Origin of the sequence: Scytonema hankhaensis NUACC26, assembly GCF_045865695.1 — a bacterium.
GTDB lineage: Bacteria > Cyanobacteriota > Cyanobacteriia > Cyanobacteriales > Nostocaceae > Scytonema.
Map to the genome: position 1 here is coordinate 1 of NZ_BAACAP010000034.1, position 4906 is coordinate 4906.

At 39.8% G+C, this 4906-nt stretch carries 6 protein-coding genes; 4 read left to right on the forward strand and 2 right to left on the reverse strand.

What is annotated here, in order from left to right; translation table 11 throughout:
* Both ACKTT2_RS00595 and ACKTT2_RS00600 read right to left on the reverse strand, forming a co-directional pair.
* A partial coding sequence (locus tag ACKTT2_RS00595; RefSeq protein ID WP_407882921.1) for an ATP-binding protein occupies positions 1-303 on the reverse strand: 303 nt, incomplete at its 3' end.
* Between the two features lie 103 nt (positions 304-406).
* Positions 407-1807 (reverse strand): glycosyltransferase, encoded by a 1401-nt coding sequence (locus ACKTT2_RS00600; protein ID WP_407882923.1) that lies wholly within the window; start codon positions 1805-1807, stop codon positions 407-409.
* 91 nt (positions 1808-1898) lie between these two features.
* On the opposite strand from ACKTT2_RS00600, the gene ACKTT2_RS00605 reads away from it, so the two are divergent.
* The 4 genes from ACKTT2_RS00605 to ACKTT2_RS00620 all read left to right on the forward strand — a co-directional run.
* Complete coding sequence (locus ACKTT2_RS00605) at positions 1899-2036, forward strand: hypothetical protein (RefSeq protein WP_407882925.1); 138 nt, start codon at positions 1899-1901, stop codon at positions 2034-2036.
* Positions 2037-2592: 556 nt separating this feature from the next.
* A complete protein-coding gene (locus ACKTT2_RS00610) occupies positions 2593-3492 on the forward strand; it encodes a hypothetical protein (RefSeq protein WP_407882927.1) in 900 nt (299 codons plus the stop codon).
* Positions 3493-3535: 43 nt separating this feature from the next.
* On the forward strand, positions 3536-3892 hold the full coding sequence (locus ACKTT2_RS00615) for a type II toxin-antitoxin system RelE/ParE family toxin (protein ID WP_407882929.1): 357 nt from the start codon (positions 3536-3538) through the stop codon (positions 3890-3892).
* A gap of 379 nt (positions 3893-4271) precedes the next feature.
* Positions 4272-4906 (forward strand): hypothetical protein (locus tag ACKTT2_RS00620; protein ID WP_407882931.1); only part of this gene is annotated, 635 nt, incomplete at its 3' end.

Genomic DNA, 4906 nt, shown 5'->3' on the forward strand with positions numbered 1-4906 from the left:
CTCCTCAGCACTAGAGAAAGCAACTTGGTTAATGTACTTCTTAACTTCCTCAGCTGTCATCCCGATACCGTTATCGGTGATAGATAAGGTTTTTTTGTCCTTGTCTACGGCAATTTGAATCTCCGGTTCGCCAATCTCCCCGGAATACTCCCCTGCACGGGATACCATCTTCAGCTTTTGAATGGCATCTACAGCATTGGAAACCAATTCCCGCAAGAAGATTTCGTGGTCTGAGTAAAGGGATTTCTTGATTATTGGGAAAATATTCTCGGTATGAATACTTATGGTACCTTGTTCCAGCATGGCTGTCGGTCTGCTAAGTTATGTAATTTACTCTGAAAATTTATTTTCAGCGATTCTCCGTCTTTTTAGGTAAGGATTGCCTCTGTATTTTATTCGGATTTCCCTACCCTAGTGAAGAAGTACTGATTCTACTGCTTATTAGGTTACTATAAATTTCTGCTACCTGTTGAGCTTGCATCTTAACACTGCGAACAGGCTTAATTCCTTCTCGTAGTTTGTTTAGTAAGTCTTGATTTGTAGAAAGTTGTAAAAGTGCTTCAGTCCAAGCCTGAACGTCGTTAGCTCGAACCAGCCATCCATCCACACCATGCTTGACAAGTTCGGCAATCCCACCCAAATTAGAACCAATGACAGGCACACCACAAGCATGAGCTTCTAGCACCACCAATGGTCCAGTTTCGAGCCATTGAGAGGGAACAGCTAGTAAATCATAGTTTGTAAGCACAGTTGGTAATTCTTCTCTGCTAAGTTGTCTATCGATACAAATTCGGGAATCTTCAGCAATTAAGTTTAAGATTGTTTTACGATATTTTTCATCTTGTACTATTCCATGAATGACTAATTCTATTTTGATGTGAGTAGGTAAATTTTTTACAGCTTTTACTAATATATCAATACCTTTGGAATCATCCCAACGACCAAGAAAAGCCACTCTTAAAGGCTTGGTTTTCACATTGTCTTTTGAAGAAATATCTCGATTGTTATAAAATTTTTCTACTGTAAAATATGAAATTCCATAACGACAAAGAATAAGTTTGTCTTTAGGAATTCCATTGATTAATAAAGCTTGATAAAGCCAATCACATACAACCACAATGCGATCGGCATATCTTGCCATTTCTTGTAGACTATTTTGACGAGCAGCAACATAACCAGGCACTACAAAAGGGCGAATAATACTACCTAGAGATTTATTATCAAATGAAGCAGGAATATATGCACTTTCCGGTAATGTTAAACGACTAATAACTGGCATGGGCATTTGACTCAAAATTCTTACCATTGGTTGTGGTAAATTTTTGCTCAAACTATCACAGCAGTAGCTACAACGTGCTACGTCAATTTTTCCATCACAAGCCTCTTGTCCGTTTAGCATTAAAGTAATACGCTGACAAATAGGCAAAGGATAGTGAATTGTCACTAATGTTGCCATGCCTAGTTTTTTTGCAAGTTGCAAATGAGGTAAACCGCAAAGAACTTCCCAATGATGCTGATGATATATATCTGCGTTTTGACTCGTTAGCCACCTAGCAAAGTACTCAAAGCCTTTATGTGGAAATTGTCCGTGATTTGGTTGTGATTTTGGTTTAGGAAATACTGGATAACGATAAACTTCTATTCCTTCATACTTATAGCTATCTTCTTGATGAGTTCCTACTTTGGCGGCAGCTATCTTGATTTCAAGTCCCTGTAATTGTAACTGTGGTATTAACTCACTTAAGTTAACTTGAATACCTCCACACTTATCTGGAAAGTAACGAGCGAGAGTTTGAATTATTTTCATAACAGCCTCTGAGGTTTTGGTTTATACCTAACGAAGTCATCAATTTTAGGTAGTACACATATATAATTCCCGAGAGTTGCTTGAGAATAACATGGCATCAATCTTGACTTTACCATCAAAAGAATCCACATCATTACTCGTGCAGCGATCGCGTCAGGACTTAATTGCTTGCTTCAGCAGTGACCACCTGACCAGTAACCAATTCTACTTATTCTATAATTGGATTTAAAATTGGGTAGGAGTTGCGATAAGCGAAGCTTAACGGCTATACTGCCGTATCGCAAACTTCTCGCTCTTGATTTCACTCCACCTGATTTTTTGGATTATTTGAGTAGTCAATCAGAAGTCATTTATTAAAGTCAATCTTAAATCACCAAATGTATTGTTTGGGTTGGGTAGAACGAAGTGACACGCAATAATTTGATGCAATTGTTGGGTTTCGTACCTCAACCCAACCTACACTTTTCTTTTTATTTAATTTATAAATCATCTCTCAACTGTTCATCAATTTAATAGATTTTCTGCTTCAAGAAATCTCTCATTCATAACTATCAGATTTTTCTCTCAACTCAAATATTTAGAATTCTCATAACTTTGAGAAGAAATTCTGTTATCAAAATCCGATAAAATCTGACGAATAACTTTCAAGAGTGCTTCTACAGTCTGACTCAACTAGGAAAAAATTCAGATCTGACTACGATGACGAAGACCGCCTCACAAACATCAAGTTCCTACTGATGAGCCTGCACTCCCACTGTGGAAAAATACACTTATCATCTGATAATATGACTCGATTTCTCCATGACCAATTTGCCAAAGATTATCTCGAAAAACTCCTACAACCCTATGGAGAAGTCAAACCTTCAAAAAAAGTCTCCTCAGAAATCAGAGAAATCGATCTTCTGTTTGCACCCACACCAAATGCAACACAATTAGAAACTCTAGGACTATTGGGTAGAATCGCTGCTATACCAGCTATCATAGAACCGTTTCGTAATGCCGCACCCGCAGAAGAAATTTGTGATTGTCTGCTGAAACTTTTTCAAGTGCGTGGCGAATTGCGACGCGAAGCCAAACGAAATAACGCCTCGACTCGCAACTCAGCCATTCCCAAACTTTGGGTACTCACACCCACAGCTTCACGCGACTTACTCATGGGATTTGGTGCAACTCCAGCCCATGATTGGATTGATGGAGTCTACTTCACACCCAAAACTTATAGAATGGCGATTGTTGTGATTCATCAACTTCCCCTCACCCAAGAAACATTATGGTTGAGAATGTTGGGAAGAGGCAGAGTGCAAAGGCAAGCGATTAATGAATTAGAGGCATTGCCCGTAACTCATCCATTTCGTCAGGCAACGTTAGAATTGTTATATACCCTCAGACAGAACTTAGCAGCACAAACAATATCAGAACCAGAAGACCGGGAGTTGATTATGAGATTAGCACCACTTTACCAGCAAGACCGCGAACTAGCCAAGCAAGAAGGAGAGCTTAAAGGACGAGTTGAAGAAAGAAGGCAAGTAGTAGAAAGCTTGCTAAAAGTTCGTTTTGGGACTCTTGATGCGGAACTTGCCACAATTATTGACTCAATCCTGACTTTACCACCAGAAGAATTCACACCATTACTCTTGCAGTTATCACGCCAGGATTTAATCGCCCGCTTTGGCAGTGACCAGTAACCAGTGACCACCTGACCAGTTATCAATTCTACTGATTCTGTCATTGTATTTGGAATTGGGTAGGAGTTGCGATAAGCGAAGCTTAACGGCTATACTGCCGTATCGCAAACTCATCACTGTTAATTTCCACTTGGTGAATGGTAATGCGGACGTAGTAGTTAAATTCTTAAGTGCTGCAGAAGTGACGTTTGCTCAATTGGCAAAGACTCCTGGGATGGGGAAAGTAACGCAATTGGTGGTTTCAAGATTGGGGGAAATCAGACAATGGCGCATCAAAGATTTTAAGGGTTATCTAATTTTCTACCGTATTCAAGATGCGACTGTTGAGATTCTTCGGGTATTTCATGGAGTAAGAGATTTAGCAGATGTACTTAGCAAATTAGAGGAAGAATTTTCATAAAAATTTTAGAACTAGGAGTAGCAATCTTGAACTTATCGTTCTTAATTTCTACTCTCCCCGGTTTTTTAGTTATTTGAGCAGCTAATCAACTGTGAAGAAAATCAACAGATTTCCCGATGAGAGCAACCTCTCATTCATAATTGCCAGATTTTTCTCTCAACTCAACTATTTATAATTCTCATAACTTTCAGGAGAAATCATGTTGTCAAAACCAGATAGAATCTGACGAATAACTTCCTCAAGTGCTCGTACAGTCATCCTAAACTAGGAAAAAAGTTCGGGTCTAACTACGATGAAGACTTCTTCACGAACTTGAAAACTTACTAGTGAGAAATAAGCTGTACTCACACTCGGAAAAACACGTTTATCATCTAACAACATGACCCGCTTTCTCCATGACCAATTTGCCAAGGATTATCTTGAAAAACTCCTTCAACCCTATGGAGAAGTACAATCTCCAAAACGGGTCTCCTCAGAAGTTAGAGAAATCGATCTTTTCTTTGCACCTTCACCAAATACAACGCAATTAGAAACTTTAGGATTGTTGGGTAGAATCGCTGCTATCCCAGCTATCTTAGAACCATTTCGCAATGCCGCACCCGCCGAAGAAATTTGTGATTGTCTGCTGAAACTTTTACAAGTTCGCGGCGAATTGCGACGTGAAGCCAAGCGCAACAGAGCCTCTACCCAAAACTCAGCTCTTCCCAAACTTTGGATACTCACACCGACAGCTTCACTTGACCTGCTCAGGGGATTTGGCGCAAATAGCGCTGATGATTGGACAACAGGAGTGTACTTTACCCCGGAAACTTATCGGATGGCGATCGTTGTGATTCATCAACTCCCACCCACTCAAGAAACACTGTGGTTAAGAATGTTAGGAAGAGGCACAGTGCAAAGGCAAGCCATTGATGAATTAGAGGCGTTACCCGTCACCCATCCGTTTCGTCAAGCAACGTTAGAATTGTTATACACCCTTAGACAGCATTTAGCAGCACAAACAATTTCAGCACC

Coding starts and splice junctions, on each gene's coding strand:
- ACKTT2_RS00610 (WP_407882927.1), top strand. CDS start 2,593: ATGACTCGATTTCTCCATGACCAATTTGCCAAAGATTATCTCGAAAAA.
- ACKTT2_RS00605 (WP_407882925.1), top strand. CDS start 1,899: ATGGCATCAATCTTGACTTTACCATCAAAAGAATCCACATCATTACTC.
- ACKTT2_RS00600 (WP_407882923.1), bottom strand. CDS start 1,807: ATGAAAATAATTCAAACTCTCGCTCGTTACTTTCCAGATAAGTGTGGA.